Here is a 21,667-nt window from a genome sequence, read left to right as displayed (position 1 = left end):
TCTAAAGGAAGTAAGCGCGACTATGTCTAGTGCCTCGTCATCAATATCATCGACTACATCTTATGAAGATAATTCTATTACCGAAGGCTTGGTATTGCCACTCGCTGGTCACTGCTTTCACTGCGGCGATCCGGTACCGCAGCCACCATTCTATGCTGAGATATTGGGTAAGTCACGTGAGATGTGCTGTATGGGTTGCCAATTGGCCGCGCAAAGCATTGTAGAAGCGGGTCTTGAGCAGTATTACCTTGACCGCTCAGAAATTAATCGTACAGCAAGCTTGCCAACCCAGCTGACTCGCCTTGCAGCCTACGATCATGATGAGATAAAGTCACAGTTTGTCTATGCGCAAGATGGCCTGTCAGTCGCGGAATTATCTGTGAATAATCTACGCTGCGCTGCCTGCACTTGGCTAATCGAATCGCGTCTAGATGAGTTAGATGGTATCAGTAAATGTCAGGTGAATTTAACCAATCAGCGCATGCGAGTTATTTGGGATGAGACTAAGCTGCCTATTAGCCGTATCTTAGCGGTCATTAATGAGATCGGCTATGAAGCAAAGCCTTATCGGCAAGATACTCATGAGGCTATGCTGGCGCGTCATAATAATCAAATGTTATTAAGGCTAGGAATTGCTGCACTAGGTTCGATGCAAGCGATGATGTATGCCGTTGCGATTTACTTTGGTGAATATAGGGACATGTTGATATTTCAGCGTGATTTTTTACGTTGGGTATCTTTATTTGTTAGTACGCCTGTGTTCTTTTACGCCGGAATTCCTTTCTTCACATCAGCTTGGTCAGCGGTTCGGGCGCGCCAAGTCAATATGGATGTGCCAGTCAGTATTGCCTTAATAGTCACTTTCTTTGCCAGTCTCTATGCCACTATTACAGGGCAAGGGGAGACGTACTATGATTCGGTCAGTATGTTTATTTTCTTCTTACTGGCAGGGCGTTATATTGAACATAATGCGCGTCTAAAAGCAGCGACTATGGCCAATGACTTAGTCGTAGTCGAGCCAGTATTGGTACAAAAGGTCGCTGAAGACCAAGAAGCTGCAGCGCTTATGTTGAAAATGTTAGCGGAAAATGAGCTTGAGCTTAATGAGGTAAACGAAGGTTTTATTGTTCAGACCAATGATTTAGTTGTTAATGAAGCTATTAACGAGTTAGATGATCGAAACCTATCAAGCGCCATACCAAAATCTACGCCCGATTTTATGAAGGGCATAGACGTAAACGTCCATAAGTTAACAACTCGTATTGCGCAAGACTGGCAGCAGACACGCAATCAACGCCTAGACCTCTCAAAACTAAAAGATGAAGCAGAAGAAAAACAGATGGTGACAGCCCATAGCTTGCAAGTGGGTGACATCATTATGGTTGAAGCTGGATCTGAAATTATTAGTGATGGTATTTTGCTCAGCTCAACAGCAACAGTCTCGCAGAGCTTGCTAACGGGTGAGGGTGACTTGATTGTCAAAGCCCAAGGTGACTATATCGTTGGCGGCGCACAAAACGACAGTCAACCGTTTGAAATGCTGGTCACTGCACTGCCACAAGATAGTCAAATAGGCTTGATCGATAGGCTTATGAACCGTGCCATGAGTGAAAAGCCCAAGCTTGCCCAACAAGCGGACAAGCTGGCACGTTGGTTTGTCGCGCGCATTTTAGTGTTATCGGCACTGGTTTTTATCGGTTGGTACATCGTTGACCCAAGCCAAGCGATTTGGGCAACCGTTGCAGTTTTGGTAGCGACTTGTCCTTGCGCACTGTCATTAGCCACTCCAATTGCATTAACCGTCTCGACCAATCGCTTGGCCAGCTATGGCTTTCTAACGACTCGTGGGCATACGCTACAAACCTTAGCGGAAATTACTCATGTGGCGTTTGATAAAACGGGCACACTCACTTATGGTAAGCCGAACTTATTAAATATTGAGCTATTAGATTCTGTAAGCCAAAATAAAACTTACAATTTAGAGCTAGCTGAGCAAAAAGATGACGTATTAGCAATCGCTGCTGCTTTAGAAGTAGGCAGTCGTCATCCTATTGCTCATGCGCTGCTTACAGCTGCTTATCAGTTGCATTTGCCGTCTACTCAAGTTTTACAGCACTATCCAGCGGGCGGGGTAGAAGCGATGATTGATGGTGTGCTATACCGAATCGGGCATGTAGATTTTGCTTTGGATAGAATCAATAATGATTCAAGTACAACATTAATTGATGAGCCAGTTATTGATTTAGTTGCCCATCGTGCCAGCTCAGCAGTAGTGTTATCTTGTCAGCAAGATGGCTCAAACGTATGGCAAGCGCTGGCATGCTTTTACTTTAACGATAAGGTGCGTGATAGCGCCAAATCGATGCTTGATACGCTCAAAGGGCTGGGTCTCGAGTCTGTAATGCTTACGGGTGATCCAAGTCCGCAGGCGCTAGTGATGGCTGAGAGTTTAGGAATGCAGTCAGCACATAATGGTCTATCTCCAACTGATAAGGTCAATCACATTCAAGCAATGCAAGCTAAAGGCGCGGTAGTGTTGATGGTTGGTGATGGCATTAATGATGCGCCCGTATTAGCAGCGGCAGATGTCTCAACTTCAATTGCTGGTGCGGCAGATTTGGCACAAGTATCTAGCGACAGCATTATACTAAACGGTCAAATCGAAGCTATTACTGCCGCCAAGCGTATCGCTAATAAAACCGAACGTATTATTAAACAGAACTTCCGCTGGGCCCTTATTTATAATGGTAGTGTATTAATACCAGCAGCTTTAGGCTATGTACCGCCTTGGCTTGCTGCTATTGGTATGTCACTAAGCTCATTACTGGTAGTATTAAATGCACTGCGTCTAAAACGTGCTTAATATGATATTAATTCTAGGAAGTATGATTATCTATACTATGATCGTTTAGTTTGATCCATAAAAAAACCGCCTATTATTAAAGGCGGTTTTTTTGTGTAGAATAATTACTAGACAGCTCTTTCTATTAGTCCTGTAGATAGCTTAGTAGACGCATAAACTCAATGTACATCCATACTAGAGTCGCAAGAATACCAATGCTGAATAACCATTCGTAGTCTTCAGACACACCCGCTGCTACACCGCGCTCAATATTGTCAAAATCCAATAAAAGAGTGAAAGAAGCAATAACAATCACAAATAGACTAAAGCCGATAGCAATAACGCCACCTTCAAATAGGAATGGTAAGCTTGAACCAAACGCTAAAGAAAGAACCCACTGCGCAACGTAAACTAGCATGATGGCAATCAAAGCTGATGTTACTATTGAGCGGAACTTTTCAGTCACTTTAACAAGCCCAGAACGATATAGTCCAAGCATTACTGCAGCGGTGACAAAGGTCGCACACATAGCGGTAACAGGAACGCTTGGGTACATTCTCATGAAAAACAGCGAGATACCACCTAAAAAGATACCTTCTAACAGCGCATAAGGCACAGCCAAAGTTTTGGCTTTTTGCGGTTTAAAGGTAATAAAAATGGCTAGACCAAAAGCGGCGAACATACTACCAAACGCCGCCATAGTAATAAAACTTTGCGATAGACCTGCCATTAGTGCATAAAAGAAAAATCCCACACCAGTGATAGCCGATAGCCCAAGCAATAAACTGGTCTTTTGTATCACGCCTTTAACAGTCATCGGAGCACCGCCGACTGCAAGTTCTGCGCGACTCACAATAGGATTGGCCATACATGTATCCTTAATAAAAAATATAAATAAAATAATACAGATGTCAGCTACTCTAGCAAAACCGCTATTATTGTCAACTGTGTTTGCGTGACAACGTTCGCACGATAACTGCCAAGGTTTGCACGACAACTGCTAAGGTCTAATGCAACTATTGAGTTGCTTATCGGTTAATACATACAGTGTTGTTGAGTAGCCAAACGAAAACGCCTAAAAAATGCGTACGATAGTTATTATGTGGGGTCGATTACGACAGTTAACAACGATAATTGATAAAACATGCTAGTTTAAGCGCTCATTTATCGCTATCATTGCCTGGTACTTTACAGTTATGCCGAGTCGTTTTATGGAAAACTCAGCGCAGTCCGCAAGATTGCCGCATCTACACGAATCAGAGCTATTTCACGCCATCAAAAATCCTGCCTTTCGGCGTATTGGGCTGATGGGTCGAGCTGGAAAACGTAGCGTGACCCAAAGCCTTGTACAAATTGCGCAAACCATTAATGAGATGGGTTTGACGTTAATTATGGACATACAAACGTCTAACCTACCTACGTTAGATTTATCTGAAATAGAAAAAGTTAAAATCGTCAAGCGTAGTTTGATTGGCGAGATTTGTGACTTAGTCATCGTAGTAGGTGGTGACGGTTCTATTTTGCATGCCGCTGAAGCGCTGGCACGTTACCGCGTACCTGTGTTAGGTGTTAACCGTGGTCGTCTTGGGTTTTTGGCTGATGTAAAGCCTAATGAAGCGGCTTTTAAATTGCGCCAAGTGCTAATGGGCGACTATCAGCTGGATCACAGATTCTTATTGACCATGGAGATAAGAGAAGGGCGCAATATTATTCATGAAGACATGGCGCTTAACGACATAGTGTTGCATGCGGGCAAATCGGTACATATGATTGATTTTCAGATGAAAATTGATGGTCAAGATGTTTATCGCCAGCATAGCGATGGTTTGATTGCTGCGACGCCTACAGGTTCAACAGCTTATGCGCTGTCTGGTGGTGGTCCAATTATTCATCCCAGTATGGATGCAATATGTTTGGTACCTATGCATCCCCATACCTTGTCAAGTAGACCGATTGTGGTCAGTGGCAATAGTGAAGTTTGTATTCGTATTCATGAAGACAATCGTACGCAGCCAATGGTCAGTGCTGATGGCAAGGCAAGTGTGCCCTTGGAGCAAGAGCAGCGTCTATATATTCGTAAACATCCAGATAAGCTTACTTTACTGCATCCACCAGGTTTTGACTTTTATGAAGCTTGCCGTACTAAGTTGCACTGGAACGTACATGCCGAAGAATTCAGTCTTGATAGTGATGATGATATTATAGACGATGAATAAGCGCATCTAAATAATAGTAGTGGAGAGTAGGAAACATGGATAAAGAAACGATATTAGCAAGTTTAACACCGGAAGTGGTTGATAAATTCCGTGTGGCTATTGAGTTGGGAAAATGGCCTGATGGCGCTAAGTTGAGTGCTGAGCAACGCGCTACTTGCATGCAGGCAGTGATGGTTTGGGAGCATGAACATCTACCTCCTGCCGAGCGTACTGGCTTCATACACAAACCAGTAAAAGACGATGGTTCAATCGTTGGTGCTGAGTGTGATGTGGAGCATGAACATCATTACCCGAATATGCCTAACCCTAAAGGTGCGATTCAGCCAGTCAAATTTCGAAATAAATAAGACGAATAACTGTAATTAGTCAACATAAAAAAGCCACGCTATGATGATAGCGTGGCTTTTTTATGTTGACTGTCCTGTTCTGGAATGAGTTGTCACATTTAGAACGAGACAGACGAATTACTATGGCTTATAACGCAGTAGTATCTACGTTTGGACGTAAAGTAAGCGGATTTTTTTGCATCAAAAACCCTTGCCAGCCCCAATGTAAAAAATTACGTATGTTGGCATGATCAGTACCATTTGGCGTTGCTTTAACCTTTTCATAATGCTCGCCGAACAGCTTTAGCGTGTCCAGTTGGTCTAAGCCATGATGCTTAGCAAAGCCAAAAACTTTAGCACTACCTTCGTTTTCACCAGCTTCATTATGCACCATACCATTCACAAATGGCGCTGGTGCGTAGCGATAAAAATCATCGATAAAACTGATCACATCATTAAATCCAATGGCTTTTTTGTTCAAACCATTAAGCAAAGCCGATACGTCTGATTGGCGGATACTCATAAGTAAATGACCTCAAAGCAGGTTAAATTAACGATTAAAGTAGTCTTCATCATCGAATGAAGGCGCAAAGTTGCCTTGCTCAAGATGCTGCATTTGCGACTGTACAGTACGCTCCTGCTGGATACGTTGATAAATCTCTTCACGGTGTACAGCAATATCTTTAGGTGCATTAACGCCTATACGCACCTGATTGCCTTTAACACCTAGGACAGTCACACTGACCTCATCACCGATCATTAACGTCTCGCCCACGCGGCGTGTCAAAATTAGCATGCGTCACACTCCTTATGTCGCATTAAGAAATTATTTCTCATTACATTACATCTCAATTGCAGATCATCGCTACGCCGTCGCACATAAATCTTATTCACAATAATTGTAAAGTTATATATGTGACTCATGCTGTACGCAAAGTGTTACACGACAAGCGATGATGATAGGTAGGTTCATTTAGCCCAAATGAGCCCCCATTATAGGTGGCATAATAGATACTGTCACGGGTTTTCACAAAACTATTAGGTAAATACTAACCCTAGCAATAATAAAAAATAAAAATAGGATCTAAAAAGACCCTATTTCTTCATTCAAATATTATTGAAAGTAATCAATAGCCACTTAATTAATAATAATTAAAGCCAAACTTATACTTTTGAAAGTCTTTAATAACAATTACAGCCCAGCGACTTTGCTTTCACCATCTTCACGGTCAAGACCAAATGCAGTATGTAATGACTTAACGGCTTTTTCTAAATGCTGATCTTGAATCAGAACCGATACTTTGATTTCGCTGGTCGATATCATTTGGATGTTGATATTGTTTTCAGCTAAAGTCTGAAACATGAGGCTAGCAACACCTGCGTGTGAGCGCATGCCAACACCAACTAATGAGACTTTGACGACTTCGCTATTGCCCAATATCTCTTTTGCACCAATTTCGTCTTTAACCTCATCATTGAGCACTTTCATAGTTTTGTCTAAGTCAGCGCGATTGACGGTAAAGGTAAAATCTGTCGTGCCTTGATCTGAAAGATTTTGTACAATCATATCGATTTCAATATTAGCGCGACCAATCGGGCTTAGAATAGCAGAAGCGATACCAGGATGATCAGGTACACCGCGTACTACAATTTTTGCTTCGTCTCGGTTGAACGCGATACCTGAAATAACTGCCTGTTCCATATTATCTCCTTCGTCTATCGTAATTAGGGTGCCGACATTGTCTTGAAAATCTTGGTCAAAACTACCGTCGTTATTTTCATCAAAGCTAGATAGTACACGCAAGGGCACACCATACTTACCAGCGAACTCTACTGAACGAATCTGTAAGATTTTGGAGCCAAGACTTGCCATCTCAAGCATTTCTTCAAAGGTTATTTTTTCAAGCTTTTTGGCTTTTGAGGTGACGCGAGGGTCAGTGGTATAAACACCATCGACATCAGTATAGATTTGACACTCATCAGCGCCCAAGGCAGCTGCAATGGCGACGCCCGTAGTATCAGAGCCGCCACGCCCTAAGGTCGTAGCGTTGCCATGCTCGTCTATACCTTGAAAGCCTGCAACGATAACAACGTTACCAGCATCTAGCTGTTCGCGAATATTTTCATCATCGATGCTTTCGATACGGGCTTTATTGTGCGCGCCATCAGTCTTGATCGCCACTTGGCGGCCAGTAAATGAGCGGGCACCAACGCCAAGCTCTTTAATTGCCATCGCTAGTAGTGAGATTGACACTTGCTCACCAGTAGAGACCATTTGGTCGTATTCACGTGGATCAGGCTGGTTACTGATTTGACGCGCTAAGTCGATAAGACGGTTGGTTTCACCGCTCATGGCAGATACCACAACGACCACTTGATGACCATTATCGTGCCAGCGTTTGACACGTTTGGCGACGTTTTTGATACGGTCGATACTGCCCATCGACGTACCGCCGTATTTCTGTACTATTAACGCCATAAAATTTACCTATTATTCGTCAATGACTGTCTGTGAGTTATTAGCATTAATCTGTTCTGAGTCTATTTATCCATATTGCTCTAGACTAGTGCCAATAATGATTAGGCCGGATTATAAAAACTGCGCCGCTGTCTATTATTTTTAATGGCAGACTGACTTGTTGGTTAACCGCCATACTTTATACCATATTAGCGCGCTAAAATTAAGTCACAGCAGCTATTAGATATATGGCGATTGGTTATAACGGTTATAACCAATCGCATAAATTGCCCAGTTCTGACTGGATTAGCTAAGTTGAGTCTCAACCCAAGCTGGTAGAGCGTCAATTACTGATGCAGTATTATCAGCCTTAGGTGCGCCGCCTTGCGCGTAGTCAGGCTTACCGCCACCTTTACCACCCAATTCACCAGCGAGATGACGAATGATATCACCTGCTTTGATGCGAGCAGTGACAGACTTAGCGACACTTGCTGATAACGCCAATTGCCCATCTTTATCGCCAATCAACACGATAACGCTATCTGGTAGCTTGGACTTAATATCATCCATTAAAGGACGAATTGACTTACCATCAATACCCGCTAACATGCTAATCAGTACTGGTGTACCTGCAATAGTCTGCACGTCATCGAGTAAACTTGCTGCTTGGGCGCTAGCCATCTTTTGTTGTAGACGCTCAAGTTGCTTTTCTAAGTCGCGCTGCTTGTCGGCCATAGTCTGTACGCGCTGTGCTACTTCAGGACGTTTGACTTTGAGCTTAGCAGCTAAGGTGCTCAGCTGCTGATCACTTTGCTGGATATATTTAATCGCCCCCATACCTGTGACTGCTTCAATACGGCGAATACCTGCAGCAATACCAGACTCACTGGTAATTTTAAACACGCCAATATCGCCGGTACGCTGCACATGAAGACCACCGCATAGCTCGATAGAGAAGGGCTGACGCTGACCATCAACGATACTATCTGTTCCCATCGTTAGAACACGAACGTCACTACCGTATTTCTCACCGAATAGCGCTACTGCACCTTTATTCATAGCTTCATCAATAGGCATGTTTTCGATACAGGCAGGCGCATTAGCTTGTATTTGCTCATTGACTACGCGTTCTACGCGCGTAATCTCAGCGCTGCTAACTGGCTTGTCATAAGAGAAGTCAAAACGTAATACTTCGCTTGATACCAATGAGCCTTTTTGCGTGACCTCGTTTCCCAACACTTGGCGCAATGCTGCATGGAGCAAATGGGTAGCAGAATGGTTTTTAGCACTAGCTGCACGAATGCTAGAAAGCACCTGCGCGTCCGCTGTTTGCTGCGCACTAATGGTACCCATGCTCACGACACCATAATGAATGATGGCTTGCCCAGACTTTTTGGTATCTTGTACTTCAAAGACACCAGACGCGGTACGAATTTCGCCCAGCTCACCAACCTGACCACCACCTTCAGCATAAAACGGTGTGCGGTCAAGCACAACAACGCCTTCCATACCTTCATCTAAGTTGTCAGTAGATTGGCCGTCTTGATATAAGGCAATAACATTGACGTCATCTTCTTGTAGTTGCTCATAACCAATAAATTCAGTAGGGCTCTCTACTTGGATGACACTACTATAATCAACGTCGAATTTACCAGCATCACGTGCGCGTTCACGCTGTGCTTGCATATGCTCATCGAACTCAGCTTCATCAATAGCAATGCCGCGCTCTCGAGTGATGTCAGCGGTCAAGTCTAGTGGGAAGCCATAAGTGTCATAGAGCTTAAATGCGGCCTCACCAGAGAGGATGTCGCCGTCCTTCAGGTTCTCAAGCTCGCTGGCAAGTAAACGTAAACCTTGTGCCAGTGTCTTGGCAAACTGCGCTTCTTCTTTTTGAATCGCGTTTTCAATAACGCTTTGCTTATCTTTTAGCTCAGGATAAGCAGTGCCCATTTCAGCTACGAGTGGCGCGACCATCTTATAGAAGAAATCGCTATCGGCGCCAAGCTTATTACCATGGCGCACAGCTCGGCGAATGACACGGCGTAGCACATAGCCGCGCCCTTCATTACTTGGCATGACACCGTCAGCAATTAAAAATGCGACCGCACGGATATGATCCGCAATGACTTTAAGCGACGACTGCTGCTCATTTTCAATATCTAAAATCTCAGCAGCGGCATCCATCAAATGAACGAATAAATCAATCTCATAGTTACCGTGGACGCCTTGCATGATGGCGCTAATGCGCTCAAGCCCCATACCAGTATCGACACTAGGTGCAGGCAGTGGCAGCATAGTGCCGTCTTTTTGGCGATTAAACTGCATAAACACGCAGTTCCAAATCTCGATATAGCGGTCGCCATCTTCTTCAGGAGTGCCAGGCAAACCGCCTTCAATATCCGCACCATGGTCATAAAAGACTTCGGTACAAGGGCCACAAGGGCCAGTATCACCCATCGTCCAAAAGTTATCGGACGCGTAAGGTGCGCCTTTATTATCACCAATGCGAATGATACGCTCGGCAGGGATGCCAATGTCTTTATTCCAGATGTTAAAGGCTTCGTCATCAGTTTCGTAAATGGTCACATATAGGCGATCTTTATCGATAGCCAACCATTCATCGGATGTCAAAAACTCCCAGATATAAGCGATACCTGCTTGTTTAAAATAGTCACCAAAGGAGAAATTGCCCAGCATCTCAAAAAATGTATGATGGCGCGCGGTGTAGCCGACGTTATCCAAATCGTTATGCTTACCGCCTGCACGTACACATTTTTGTGAAGTTACCGCGCGTGTATAGTCACGTGGTTCCATGCCCAAAAACGTCTCTTTAAACTGGTTCATGCCCGCATTGGTAAATAACAATGTCGGATCATTATGCGGAATAAGGCTCGATGAAGGTACAGCGGTATGCTGCTTGCTTATAAAAAAATCTATAAAAGCTTGACGAATATCGGCTGAGCGAAATGGTTGGCTCACAGCGGCTCCTTACTGACGAATAGAGATAAAGTAAAAAAGGACAAAATAAAGGAAATAATTTTGCAAGCGATTTTAGCACAAACGCCTGAGGTGTGTTGAAGATTCACAAGTAGGCTCTTGGTAAACGACGGTCACACCTGTATGTTGCCCTTATAAGTATTGGAAGGTTTAGCCCTAATACTAATTCGTTAAAATTGCTGCATCAGTCTGATCAAGCTGATTTTGAATCAAAGGGTCGGATTCAATCACTTGTACAGGGAGATAACGAAGTTGTAGCTTAATGGGTAGATAATCAGGAAAATTATCCGCCATATCTTGGGTGATAACCGTTTCAATCTTCTGCACATCATATGAGGTTGGGCTTTTTTCACCACGAATAACGGCACGAACAGTCTGATAGCCACCAACTTTTTCGAATTGGGTATTGGTCAGTACGTTACCTTTATCCATAAAATAGGTATTAATAGCGCCCTTTACGTTGTTTTCAAAAGTTTGTTGTTTGGCACTGATGTTTAAGTTAATCGTCAAATAAACACCTAACCCGACCAATAATACTAACGCAACGGCATTACGGCGAAAGAAAGTTAGGTAAGTGCTTGATTTATAGTCATCAGCGACTAAACGGCGAAAGCCTAAAAACCAAAGTACCATCGCATTGGTAAATTGAATGGCAATAATGTTGGTCAAAGCAAGTAAAGCGGCACCGAGACCTAATGTCATCTCACCATTGGCAAATAAGATGCCACTTGCAGCAAGTGGCGGCACTAACGCGGTTGCAACAGCAACGCCAACCACCGCTACGGACAGGTGCGGTGAAACCATTGCATAAGCACCAGCGGTACCGCCAGCCAGCGCAATCATTAAGTCCATTGAAGTAGGCTGCGTACGCGACAATATCTCAGAGGATAGCGGTTGACCTTGATGTATATATCCGACTATGAAACCTACCAATATGACTAAAGATACCCCAGCAGCAACGGTAACCAGCGACCTGCGTAGTAATGGCATACGATAGTCAATAATCGCTAATGCAGCTCCGGTAATAGGCCCCAGCATCATAGCGACCAACATCGCTCCAATAACGACTGCTGCTGAATTGGTTATCAGTCCATAACTAGCAATGATAGCGGAGAGGGTATTCATTACAAAATACATTTTGCTGGGTAGCGCATTGGCTTCGATGGTGAGCCGTACTTTTGGATAATCTACTTTTTGATTGCTAAATTGTTCCGCTATAAACTGCTTGTAAGACTCAAGCTTGGCTTCTTTTTCTTTTTTGACCTCATGAACTTCGTCTTCATCTGTTGGCTCGTCTTCCGATTCAGTCTGATCTTCTTCGTCCGAGTCAACATCGTTATCAATATTATTCAGCACTGGCTCTGATGCAGGTTTGGATGAGTCATCATTTGAGTCTACTGGGGTTGTAGAAAGTGTTTGCGCTTGAGAATTATTGTTTGATTCATCAATGGTGTGCTGGTTGTCTTCTATATTATCACTGTTGTAATTTTCATAAGACTTACTGTCGCTAGCTTCCGCTTCCGCCGATTCAGGTATGGAATTTTCTACAGTTGCAATGACCACATCTGGACTTGGCGAGGTCATAGTTATTTTAGGTTCAGGGTGCTGCGCACCTTCTTCTGCTTTATGTGCATCATCTAGGTCATGTTCATCTGAATGATCAACGTCATCGTTCAATGTATCCTGCTGTTTTCGCGCAGCAGCTTTAGCTTCTTTTTCAAAGTCGGACAAGTCTTTTTCGGGAGGCAAAGAAGGAGAGGAATCATTGGCAGGTGAGGTCATAACAATATGGCTTTATAAGTCAAAGAAAAAAGAGTTCCTATTGTAATGATAAAACATAAGAAACGTATAAATTTTTTATAAGCAAATAACATCATTATGAGAAATATAATTTGACTGGATTTATGATCAACCGTAACCATAGAAATTGCAGGTTAGATGTAGAGGTGAAAAGAAAATGAGCAATAACAAACACTGGGATCGAGTAGGTAAGGAGCGTTTAATAAGAACTGTATTAAGTTTTATAAGTCGATAGATAACTCCCTGATATTAACACGGTTTTAAGCTTAAGTCAGCTGATGTCTATGGACTATGAGTCCAAAGGAAAAGCTTACTATTATTGTGGATTTAGCGTATAAAGGTATTATACCCACACAAACTATGAGGATTAGGATATGAATTGGACATTATTTTCTATGATTTACTCAATGACAGCAACGGTTGTAATCGGCGTACTCATGGTCGCAGCATTAGTGTCGGGATTTAATGAAATTCCCCATATACAAATTGCTGTAGTGATCGGCATCCTAATCTCAGTACCAGTTGGATTGTTTTTCACTAAAAAAATTGGCAGTATTACTGGCGATGAGGAAGGATATAAAGCATAAGAAGGGTATAAAGTATAAATAGTTATTGCGTACATCAATCGCTATTTAAACCAATAAAAAAAGACCTTTATGATAAAGGTCTTTTTTATTTTCAGATACATTAATTAAGCGATACTGGTTTAGTTGTTATTTAAGTATTACTGTCGCACCATTTTCAATGTTGGCATAGACTTCTAATACATCCCAATTAGTTAGACGCACGCAACCAGCTGATGCTTGGCGACTAATACCTTCAGGTTTAGGTGAACCGTGGATGCCATAAGAAGGTTTGGATAAACCCATCCAGACGACGCCAACAGGGTTGTTTGGTCCTGGTGGTAGCATATGTATCTTTTTATCGCTACCTTCACCGACAGTCGCTTTATACCATGGCATCTTAACTCTATTGATGATCTTGAAGGTACCTTGTGGTGAAGGAGTAGCATCACTACCAATCGTAGTTGGATAGGTGGCAACCAGCTTATCACCATTATAAGCATATAGGGTTTTGCTTGCTTTATCAGCAACGACACGATTAATGCGCTCATTGAGCGGGCCACGAGTGTTGAGAACAGTGATTGTTTCACCAGCTTGATAGTTTTTGTTTTTGTTTAACTTATCAAGGTAGCGTACATCCATATGAAAGCGTTCGGCAAGCATCTCTTTAATATCTTGATAATATAAGCCTTTCATTTTTGACTTTGCTTCTGAACCTGAAGGCGTGGTTGCAAAGTTGGTTTTAATATCATCATCAGTCAGAGTATAAGTCACTAGTACAGGCTTACTAGCAGGGATTTTCTTAGTTAGCGCATCCCATGTTTTTTGATCCATATTACCAGTCGCTGGCAAGCCTTTCATCGTTTGAAAGTTGATCAAAGCCTTTTTACTGTTCATGCCCCAGCCACCATCGATAGGGCCAGGAGAGGCATGATTCCAATCAAGCAAAGCTTGCATCTTGATAGTCATCGCTGAGTTGACATTCATGTTTGGCGACCATGTAGCGTCGTTTACTTGCTTGGCATAATTTGACAAATTGAGCGTGGTATATCTTTTTCCATCTTTATCTTCGATGCTCTTGATTGTAGGATCATTGCTGAAATCCAAACTCTGTTCGTACTTAGGTAGCTCAAAAGATAATGGGTCTGTTGAATCAATAGATGAAGCGTCACTAGGGGCGGCAACAGCTTGGCCTTCACTGATATCATCAGTACGGTCAGATTGCTCATCTTTACGTGTCAGCTCAGCAGCACTCATATTGTCAGCAGCGACGGCTTTTGGTGCAGATGCTGTCTTTTTGTCTTGCTTGGTATCAATTAACTCACCCATACTATCAGTAGTCTTAGGCTTCGTTTTAGGCGTAGAGACTGAGCTATTAGTATCGATTGAGCTGCTACGATTCTCTTGAACATCAAGACTAGCTAAGACAGCAATGCCAGGTAACTTGTCAGCCGTGCGTACTGGTAAGGTACGTGCATTATTATCAGGTGCAGCAAGGGCACTGACACTCATACTAGCGCTAAGTACAACGATAGACATAGAAGTAATAAGTGGTTTTATTTTCATCATATTTGTTCACAGTAGGTTGTTACAATGTGGCTATTATGCGCATAATTCAGGTTCTAAGCAAACTTTTGACACATCTTTTTGTGTCGATATAGTGCTAAACATCAGCAGTTGACGTATGAGATACAATGTAGTGATATTTGGCTAATAGTTTGGCTGGCATATTGCGCAAATCGTTGTTGTAGTAAGTTTTCGGTAATATTGTCATCCCATAAATTTAATAAATATTGTTTAATTATTAAACAGTTATTAGAGATTTAGGGTTGGATATATAGCTGTGAAAGACCTTACTGTTACGTTTTATTAGGGTAACCCTTATAGTTATTGGCGCTACATAACGTTTGCGTCTATAATGCATGAACAGCGTTTTATTTAATTAACTAGCATGTAACTAATGAGCATGTAATCAACAAGGTGCGATATGTCAGAACACCAGACCATGAGTGCAGAAGAATTTCAAAATCAGTATTTTAACGGCCAGGAGTCTCAAGATTTCGAGCATGATCTACAAGATGATTTGGAAAGAAATGAGACAGAACAATTTGCGAATCTACATGGCGAGCTTGAAGAAGCACGTGAGCAGCTATTTAGTATACGTGACTTTATTCGCTTTGCAGTAACGCAGTTGCGCAATTACGATGTGGTTGTAGCACAAGGTACCACTGACGAGTTCGCTGAAGCATCCGCTATTGTTTTACATTCTTTATCTTTAGACTGGGCGGCTAACGAACAAATACTTGATTGTCGTCTGACCTCTTTAGAAAAGCAAGTGGTGCTAAGTTTACTAGAAGAGCGTATCGCTGAGCGTAAGCCATTGAGCTATCTGATTAACCTAGCTTACTTTTGTGATTTGCCTTTTTATGTGGACGAGCGTGTTCTCATCCCGCGCTCACCTGTAGCAGAATTGATTCGTCAGCAGTTCCATCCATACTTCGATGTCAATGAGCTTGCTAAGCCGCTTGGTGCGACTGTCAATGAGCAACCTGCAGCATTTTATGATCATGGACTTGACATGAAGCAATTGTCACAGCCTGAGCGTATTTTAGATTTATGTACTGGTTCAGGTTGTATTGCTATCGCAATGGCGACACGTTTCGTTGATGCGCTAGTCGATGCTGTTGATATCGATAAAGGCGCATTAGAAGTGGCGATGGTCAACGTCGATCATCACGACCTTGGTCATCAAGTCAATGTGATTGAGTCTGACTTATTTGCGAAAATTCCAGCTGAAAACCAGTATGAGCTCATCGTTACCAACCCACCGTATGTTGATGCTGCCATCATGGCAGATCTACCACCTGAGTTTTTATATGAGCCTGAGCACGCGCTAGCCGCAGGTCAAGATGGTTTAGACTTGGTACATCGTATTTTATTTGAAGCGCCAGATTATCTAAGTCCAGAAGGTTTGCTTGTCTGTGAAGTGGGTGATAGTGAGTGGGCACTTAGCCAAGCTTATCCAGATATTCAGTTTGATTGGCTAAAATTTGCGCTCGGTGGTCATGGGGTCTTTGCGATTACTTTTGATGAGCTCATGGAGCATCGCGAGTTATTTGCGCATTATGTACAGCTGCTGGATAACAGTCAGTAATGAGTCAAAACTCATGATTCGCTCTTAAGTATGTGTACATAGATTTTACTGGTTTAAGGATAGATATGGCAGGCAATAGTATTGGGCAGGTTTTTACGGTCACCACTTGCGGTGAGTCGCATGGTGCAGGTTTGTTGGCAATCGTCGATGGTGTGCCACCGGGCTTAGCATTATCCGCAGAAGATTTACAGGTGGATTTAGACCGCCGCAAACCGGGTACCTCTAAGTACTCAACCCAGCGCCGTGAGTCTGATGAAGTTGAGATTATCTCAGGTGTGTTCGAAGGTAAAACTACTGGTACATCTATTGGTCTGCTAATTCGTAACACCAATCAAAAATCAAAAGACTATAGCGAGATTAAAGATACTTTTCGCCCAGGTCATGCCGACTATACCTATAGTATGAAGTATGGTTTTCGCGACTATCGCGGTGGTGGTCGCTCATCAGCGCGTGAGACGGCGATGCGAGTCGCAGCGGGTGCTATTGCTAAGAAATATCTACAAGATCGCTTGGGTGTACAAATCCGTGGTCATGTGACCCAAATTGGTAATGAATATAGTAACGTCACAGACCCCAGCCAAATTGACTGGGATTTTGTGAACAGCAACCCGTTCTTCACTGCTGATAAAGAGGCAGTTAGCCGCTTCGAGACGTTGATAGATAATCTACGCCGAGAGGGTACTAGCTGCGGCGCGCGTCTGGAGATTATTGCCAGTGGCGTACCAGTAGGACTCGGTGAGCCAGTATTCGATCGCTTAGACGCTGATATTGCCCATGCGATGATGAGTATCAATGCGGTCAAAGGCGTAGAAATTGGTGACGGTATGGCTGTTGCAGGGCAGTTTGGGCATAGTTCTCGTGATGAGCTGACGCCAGCCGGCTTCACTGCCAATCATGCTGGCGGTATATTGGGTGGTATCTCATCAGGACAAGATATCAGTGTCAGTATCGCGCTTAAACCAACTTCTAGTATTACTACCCCTGGTAAGAGTATAAATACAGATGGCGAAGCAATTGATATGCTAACTAAAGGTCGTCATGACCCTTGTGTTGGGGTACGTGCAACGCCTATTGCAGAAGCCATGCTAGCGATTGTATTGCTCGATCATTATCTGCGTCATCGTGGTCAAAACGCTGATGTTAAGCAACCGGTAGCATCGATTACTTAGAGTCGCCTCAAAGTATATTATAAAGCTATCAGCCCTTTGCTGTTTCTAATGAAATATTATTAGAAACAGCAAAGGGCTTTTTTGTGGATGATTAAAAGGGTAATTACCCAATCGATGGTTGCGTTCTAGTGGGCAAATTAATAGCAGTCTTAAGCTGCCAATTGATAATCATCAATAGCCACACATTGCTGATGACGGAAAACCAATAATAATTGCTGACTTGGGATGGCTAACCAATGGCCAAATTCAATGCTGTCGATGCCTTGATTTAACAAAGTCTGTGCGCAATGATGGCGGTTCTGACCTAACAAGCTTTTAATAACAATATTTTGCATAGGATTTCTCTCTTAAGTTTTATTTACGAATTTGAATAACGCTATCGTAAAACAAAGAGATAGAAAGCATATGTAGGAATGATGGAAAGTTTATGAACTGTCATCAATGATTTGGCTTTTAATAATTGAAAAAGACTTATTGAAAAGAGCAAGTATTTATTTTGCGCAACCTTTTTAATTTTTAGCCAAGGGTAGGGTAATACTAACCATCACGCCAGAACGATTACTTATAATAATATGTCTATTATCGTTAGCATTAATGTTACGAATGCCCACATGGCCTCCGTGATGTTCAATCACCTGTTTGACCAAAGTTAAACCAAGACCAGTGCCTTTCTTGAGGGTGCTACTAGACATACTAGACTGTTCTTTCTCAACGCTTAGTGTTGGGTTCTTATTCAATGAATGCACTGATGGATTGTCAAAAACCTGACTTTGATGAGATAGGCTAAAATAACGGTCAAAAGCTTTATCAACCGCATAACCAGGTAATAACTTGCCATCATTGAAGATATCGATGATTACAGTTTGCACGGTGTTATGAATATCAATACTGACAGTGCTCTCAGCAAAGTGAATGGCGTTATCCATTACGTTTTGTAGCACTTGCACCAACCAAAACTGATCGGCAAAAACGCTGGTATTTGCCAACATATCTGAGGATAAAGAGGTTGTTTCCGTAAAGCGTTTGTCATCAATATAGATTTCAATAGGTATTAGATGCTGCTGTTGCAACTTAGCGGCATTGTCTTTTATTAGAGTCTGTAGTAGTGGTAATAAAGGTGTCAGCTGCCGATTCAGCTTAAAGCTTGGTTGCTCAATCTTGGCAAGTAATAGCAGTCGATCAATTAACTGCTGCATTTTGATGCTTTGTTCACCGACAGATTGGATTAGCATCTGCCGATCTTCTTCATCAAGTCTATCATCCTCTAGTAGCTCGCTGCTGGCACGAATTGCCGTTAAAGGACTCTTAAGTTCATGAGTGAGGGTATGGACATAGTCAGTGACATAGGCTCTGTTTTCTAAGCGATATTTCATGGTCTCAATAGTGTCTGTCAGGCTATTAAGCTCATGACCTAAGTAAAAATAAGGCTTTTTGGTATCCTCAGCCAGCGCACTTGTATATTGGATAACTAGAGTTATGCTTTGCTTCAGCCACCAGGCGACCAGTCCTGCCAAGATCAGTGCAACAATACTAATGAGCAAAGCAGTAAGAAGCATACGATTGCGAGTATTGTCTAGATAAGGCAACACGCTATCGACTGGCTTACCAACGCTAGCGACTCCGATAAGTGCGCCAGACGCATCCTTAATAGGCTGGGCCACATACATGATAGAGCTACCACGTGTGCTATTAATATCTGGGGTGCTTCTCGCGCCATACTGACCCTTTAAGGTCAAATACACATCATTCCAGCGACTATAGTCCTGTCCCTCAGAGTTTTCAGGGGCGGGTAGTGAATCGTATATGACTATACCTTTGCTATCTGTCACATATATCCGAACGCTACTACCACTTTTGTTTTTATCCGCTGGTTTTATAGGTTTATCAATGGCTGGTACGCCGATAAATGCAGCATCAAGTTTGGCCTGATAGGCGTCTTGGTATAGCTGCCCTGAAGTTAATGGCACTTGCAAGCTTGCTGCGAGCAATTTACTAGTATCTAATAAAGTGTCTTCGATGACTTGTTGTGCTGTGGGTTTGACATAACCAAACAGCTGAGTAAACACTACCACACCGCAAAAGATAAGTACTAAAGCAACGGCTAGCCAAATCCTAAAAAAAATACTCAAGTTCAGTAATCGTTTAGGTTCAGTCGTTTGCTGCGCAGTGCCAATAGGATGCAATTTTGCATACCAGTTGCTTTGATTAGTGCTAGCGTTTGCTTTATGGTTCATATTTTTAGAAGTGCTATTTAAAGTTGTAAAATGCCAGTACTAAGTGAGATATAACTAGGCAGGACATAATGCATAACCCAGTCCGCGATGCGTATGGATGACATCAATGCTAGAATCGACAGCCGCTAGCTGCTTGCGAATTGACTTGATATGGCTGTCTATCGTTCGCGCTAGGCGATGATCTGGATAATCGCTCACTGCATTTAACAGCTGTTCACGGCTGAAGACTTGATTGGGCGCTTGTAATAAGGTTAATAAAATTTTGCGTTCCGTATTGCTAAGCTCAAGTTTTTGATCTTGCCACTTTAAAGAGTAATTGAGCGGTTGGTAATACCAGATACCAGACTGGCACTCAAAAGTCAACGCTTGCCCTGACATATGATGAGAAGAGGATGCGCTAGATGAGAGGCTAGGTGAAGTGTCGTCAGTCGCATTATCTATTGCTGTTTTATGAGCAGTGCTTTGCTCATACAGTAACTGTTCACGTCGCCAAATAGCTTTTAAGCGTGCGACCAATTCTCGCGGACTAAAAGGCTTTGCACAATAGTCATCAGCGCCCATCTCTAAACCCAAGATACGATCGACCTCATCACTACGCGCGGTCAAAAATACCACAGGCACATCTTTTAGCGTGCCAATAGCAGGCGTATGGCGTATTTGTTGGCATAAACTTAAACCATCACCATCTGGTAGTCCTACATCCAAAATAATAGCTGATAAGTCTTGCACCTCATTACTATGTAGCATCGGCAGCACGCTACTAGCATTATCTAGCCAAGTTATTTTCCAGCCTTCACGTTTGCAAGTAACTTTGAGAGACATAGCAATAGCGGGGTCATCTTCTACCAATAAAATATGGGTCATAGGCTTTATATCGTTGTATAAGAAAAAATAATTTATGATGAATTGGCGTGAATAACGCTCATAGATATACGAACATTGAAAAATAATAATAGGGCGTCATAAAGTAGCTAGAGTGCTATGCCAAAATTATTAAATTATCGTAGCATAAAAGCATGGTCATATTTTGCCATCTCCTATCAAACGATGTGAAAAATTGATGGAAATTGGATTGGTTAATCTATGAGTTTTTGATTAGCAGTTTTGCTTAAAGGCTGTAAAATAACGGGCATTATGATAATAAAGAAGAAACTAGAGGTATGGCAAATGCCTCTACTATTGGAAATATGAGTTTTTTAAATATGTGGTTTTCTACAAAAGGAATACAGGAAATATGAATAATTATTTAGATGCGGTCATTGTTGAGCATAATCCATCACAAAAGAAGATAGATAGAGCTGTTATTTGGTTGCATGGTTTGGGTGCTAGCGGTCACGATTTTGAGCCAGTCGTACCTCAGCTAGGTTTGGCTGATGATATGGCAGTACGTTTTATCTTTCCGCATGCGCCTAAGCGTCCAGTGACTGTCAATGGTGGTATGGTGATGCCAGCATGGTATGACATCTTGGAGATGAGTCTTGAACGCAAAGTCGATATCGCTCAGATTGAAGAGTCTACGCAGCAAATACATGATTTGATTAGTCGTGAGATTGAGCGTGGCGTGTTACCTGAACATATTGTCATTGCAGGCTTTTCGCAGGGCGGGGCAGTGGCTTATCATGTCGCCCTGGGTTATCCAAAGCGCTTGGCAGGATTGATGACGCTATCTACTTATCTTGCGACCAATGATAACATCGACTATAGTGCTGCTAACAAAGACATGCCAATATTAATTGAACACGGTACTCATGATCCTGTTGTGCCTGTTATTCTGGGTGAGCAGGCACATCAATTACTAGCAGCGAAGGGCTATGGTGTTGAGTATAATACTTATCCGATGGCACATCAGGTGTGTATGCCGCAGATTCAAAATATCGGTAAGTGGTTAAACAAAATTTTGAGTTAAAG

General features: G+C 42.6%; 16 protein-coding genes and 1 pseudogene. 7 read left to right on the top strand and 10 right to left on the bottom strand.

Going from position 1 to position 21,667, the window contains the following annotated elements; genetic code table 11:
- Positions 1-22: 22 nt before the first annotated feature.
- On the top strand, positions 23-2,863 hold the full coding sequence (locus tag ACTQ9S_RS02020) for a heavy metal translocating P-type ATPase (protein ID WP_440453516.1): 2,841 nt from the start codon (positions 23-25) through the stop codon (positions 2,861-2,863).
- Positions 2,864-2,987: 124 nt separating this feature from the next.
- On the opposite strand, the gene ACTQ9S_RS02015 is transcribed toward ACTQ9S_RS02020, so the two are convergent.
- Positions 2,988-3,710, bottom strand: coding sequence for a Bax inhibitor-1/YccA family protein (locus tag ACTQ9S_RS02015; RefSeq protein WP_068036241.1), 723 nt, complete (start codon positions 3,708-3,710; stop codon positions 2,988-2,990).
- Between the two features lie 343 nt (positions 3,711-4,053).
- Between ACTQ9S_RS02015 and ACTQ9S_RS02010 the strand changes: the two genes are divergently transcribed.
- Together ACTQ9S_RS02010 and ACTQ9S_RS02005 are read left to right on the top strand one after the other, a co-directional pair.
- Positions 4,054-5,058: an NAD(+) kinase gene (locus ACTQ9S_RS02010; RefSeq protein ID WP_227514040.1), complete on the top strand. Its 1,005-nt coding sequence runs from the start codon at positions 4,054-4,056 to the stop codon at positions 5,056-5,058.
- A 35-nt stretch (positions 5,059-5,093) separates the two neighbouring features.
- The gene (locus tag ACTQ9S_RS02005) at positions 5,094-5,405 is read left to right on the top strand and encodes a YeaC family protein (protein ID WP_068036232.1); all 312 of its coding nucleotides are present in this window, start codon (positions 5,094-5,096) and stop codon (positions 5,403-5,405) included.
- A 127-nt stretch (positions 5,406-5,532) separates the two neighbouring features.
- Here the strand turns inward: ACTQ9S_RS02005 and ACTQ9S_RS02000 are convergent, their stop codons facing one another.
- From ACTQ9S_RS02000 to ACTQ9S_RS01980, 5 genes and pseudogenes are all read right to left on the bottom strand, one after another.
- Complete coding sequence (locus ACTQ9S_RS02000) at positions 5,533-5,907, bottom strand: HopJ type III effector protein (protein ID WP_068036230.1); 375 nt, start codon at positions 5,905-5,907, stop codon at positions 5,533-5,535.
- A 105-nt stretch (positions 5,908-6,012) separates the two neighbouring features.
- Positions 6,013-6,180: pseudogene (gene csrA, locus ACTQ9S_RS01995) on the bottom strand (carbon storage regulator CsrA); the annotation flags it as partial.
- A 396-nt stretch (positions 6,181-6,576) separates the two neighbouring features.
- The gene (locus tag ACTQ9S_RS01990; RefSeq protein ID WP_440453514.1) at positions 6,577-7,863 is read right to left on the bottom strand and encodes an aspartate kinase; all 1,287 of its coding nucleotides are present in this window, start codon (positions 7,861-7,863) and stop codon (positions 6,577-6,579) included.
- Between the two features lie 285 nt (positions 7,864-8,148).
- Positions 8,149-10,821, bottom strand: coding sequence for an alanine--tRNA ligase (alaS, locus tag ACTQ9S_RS01985; protein WP_440453512.1), 2,673 nt, complete (start codon positions 10,819-10,821; stop codon positions 8,149-8,151).
- Between the two features lie 180 nt (positions 10,822-11,001).
- Positions 11,002-12,621: a DUF389 domain-containing protein gene (locus ACTQ9S_RS01980; RefSeq protein WP_440453510.1), complete on the bottom strand. Its 1,620-nt coding sequence runs from the start codon at positions 12,619-12,621 to the stop codon at positions 11,002-11,004.
- A 392-nt stretch (positions 12,622-13,013) separates the two neighbouring features.
- On the opposite strand from ACTQ9S_RS01980, the gene ACTQ9S_RS01975 reads away from it, so the two are divergent.
- Positions 13,014-13,226 carry a hypothetical protein gene (locus ACTQ9S_RS01975; RefSeq protein ID WP_068036223.1) on the top strand — a complete coding sequence of 71 codons (213 nt, stop codon included), beginning with the start codon at positions 13,014-13,016 and terminating at the stop codon, positions 13,224-13,226.
- Positions 13,227-13,352: 126 nt separating this feature from the next.
- On the opposite strand, the gene ACTQ9S_RS01970 is transcribed toward ACTQ9S_RS01975, so the two are convergent.
- Complete coding sequence (locus ACTQ9S_RS01970) at positions 13,353-14,771, bottom strand: L,D-transpeptidase family protein (RefSeq protein WP_203226467.1); 1,419 nt, start codon at positions 14,769-14,771, stop codon at positions 13,353-13,355.
- 418 nt (positions 14,772-15,189) lie between these two features.
- On the opposite strand from ACTQ9S_RS01970, the gene prmB reads away from it, so the two are divergent.
- Together prmB and aroC are read left to right on the top strand one after the other, a co-directional pair.
- Entirely contained in the window at positions 15,190-16,356 is a 1,167-nt protein-coding gene (prmB, locus tag ACTQ9S_RS01965) for a 50S ribosomal protein L3 N(5)-glutamine methyltransferase (RefSeq protein WP_440453508.1), read from the top strand.
- A gap of 65 nt (positions 16,357-16,421) precedes the next feature.
- Complete coding sequence (aroC, locus tag ACTQ9S_RS01960; protein ID WP_440453506.1) at positions 16,422-17,525, top strand: chorismate synthase; 1,104 nt, start codon at positions 16,422-16,424, stop codon at positions 17,523-17,525.
- A gap of 149 nt (positions 17,526-17,674) precedes the next feature.
- On the opposite strand, the gene ACTQ9S_RS01955 is transcribed toward aroC, so the two are convergent.
- The 3 genes from ACTQ9S_RS01955 to ACTQ9S_RS01945 form a co-directional block, all read right to left on the bottom strand.
- Complete coding sequence (locus ACTQ9S_RS01955; protein WP_068328145.1) at positions 17,675-17,860, bottom strand: hypothetical protein; 186 nt, start codon at positions 17,858-17,860, stop codon at positions 17,675-17,677.
- A 174-nt stretch (positions 17,861-18,034) separates the two neighbouring features.
- Positions 18,035-19,759 (bottom strand): two-component system sensor histidine kinase CreC, encoded by a 1,725-nt coding sequence (creC, locus tag ACTQ9S_RS01950; RefSeq protein WP_440453504.1) that lies wholly within the window; start codon positions 19,757-19,759, stop codon positions 18,035-18,037.
- Between the two features lie 54 nt (positions 19,760-19,813).
- On the bottom strand, positions 19,814-20,623 hold the full coding sequence (locus ACTQ9S_RS01945) for a response regulator (protein WP_440453502.1): 810 nt from the start codon (positions 20,621-20,623) through the stop codon (positions 19,814-19,816).
- Positions 20,624-20,993: 370 nt separating this feature from the next.
- Between ACTQ9S_RS01945 and ACTQ9S_RS01940 the strand changes: the two genes are divergently transcribed.
- Positions 20,994-21,665 carry an alpha/beta hydrolase gene (locus tag ACTQ9S_RS01940; protein WP_068328134.1) on the top strand — a complete coding sequence of 224 codons (672 nt, stop codon included), beginning with the start codon at positions 20,994-20,996 and terminating at the stop codon, positions 21,663-21,665.
- Positions 21,666-21,667: the final 2 nt, after the last annotated feature.

It is taken from the genome of Psychrobacter sp. ASPA161_9 (assembly GCF_051970275.1).
Classification (GTDB): Bacteria; Pseudomonadota; Gammaproteobacteria; order Pseudomonadales; family Moraxellaceae; genus Psychrobacter.
Note: the sequence above shows the minus strand (reverse complement) of the source record. Positions and strands in the feature narration are given on the sequence as shown.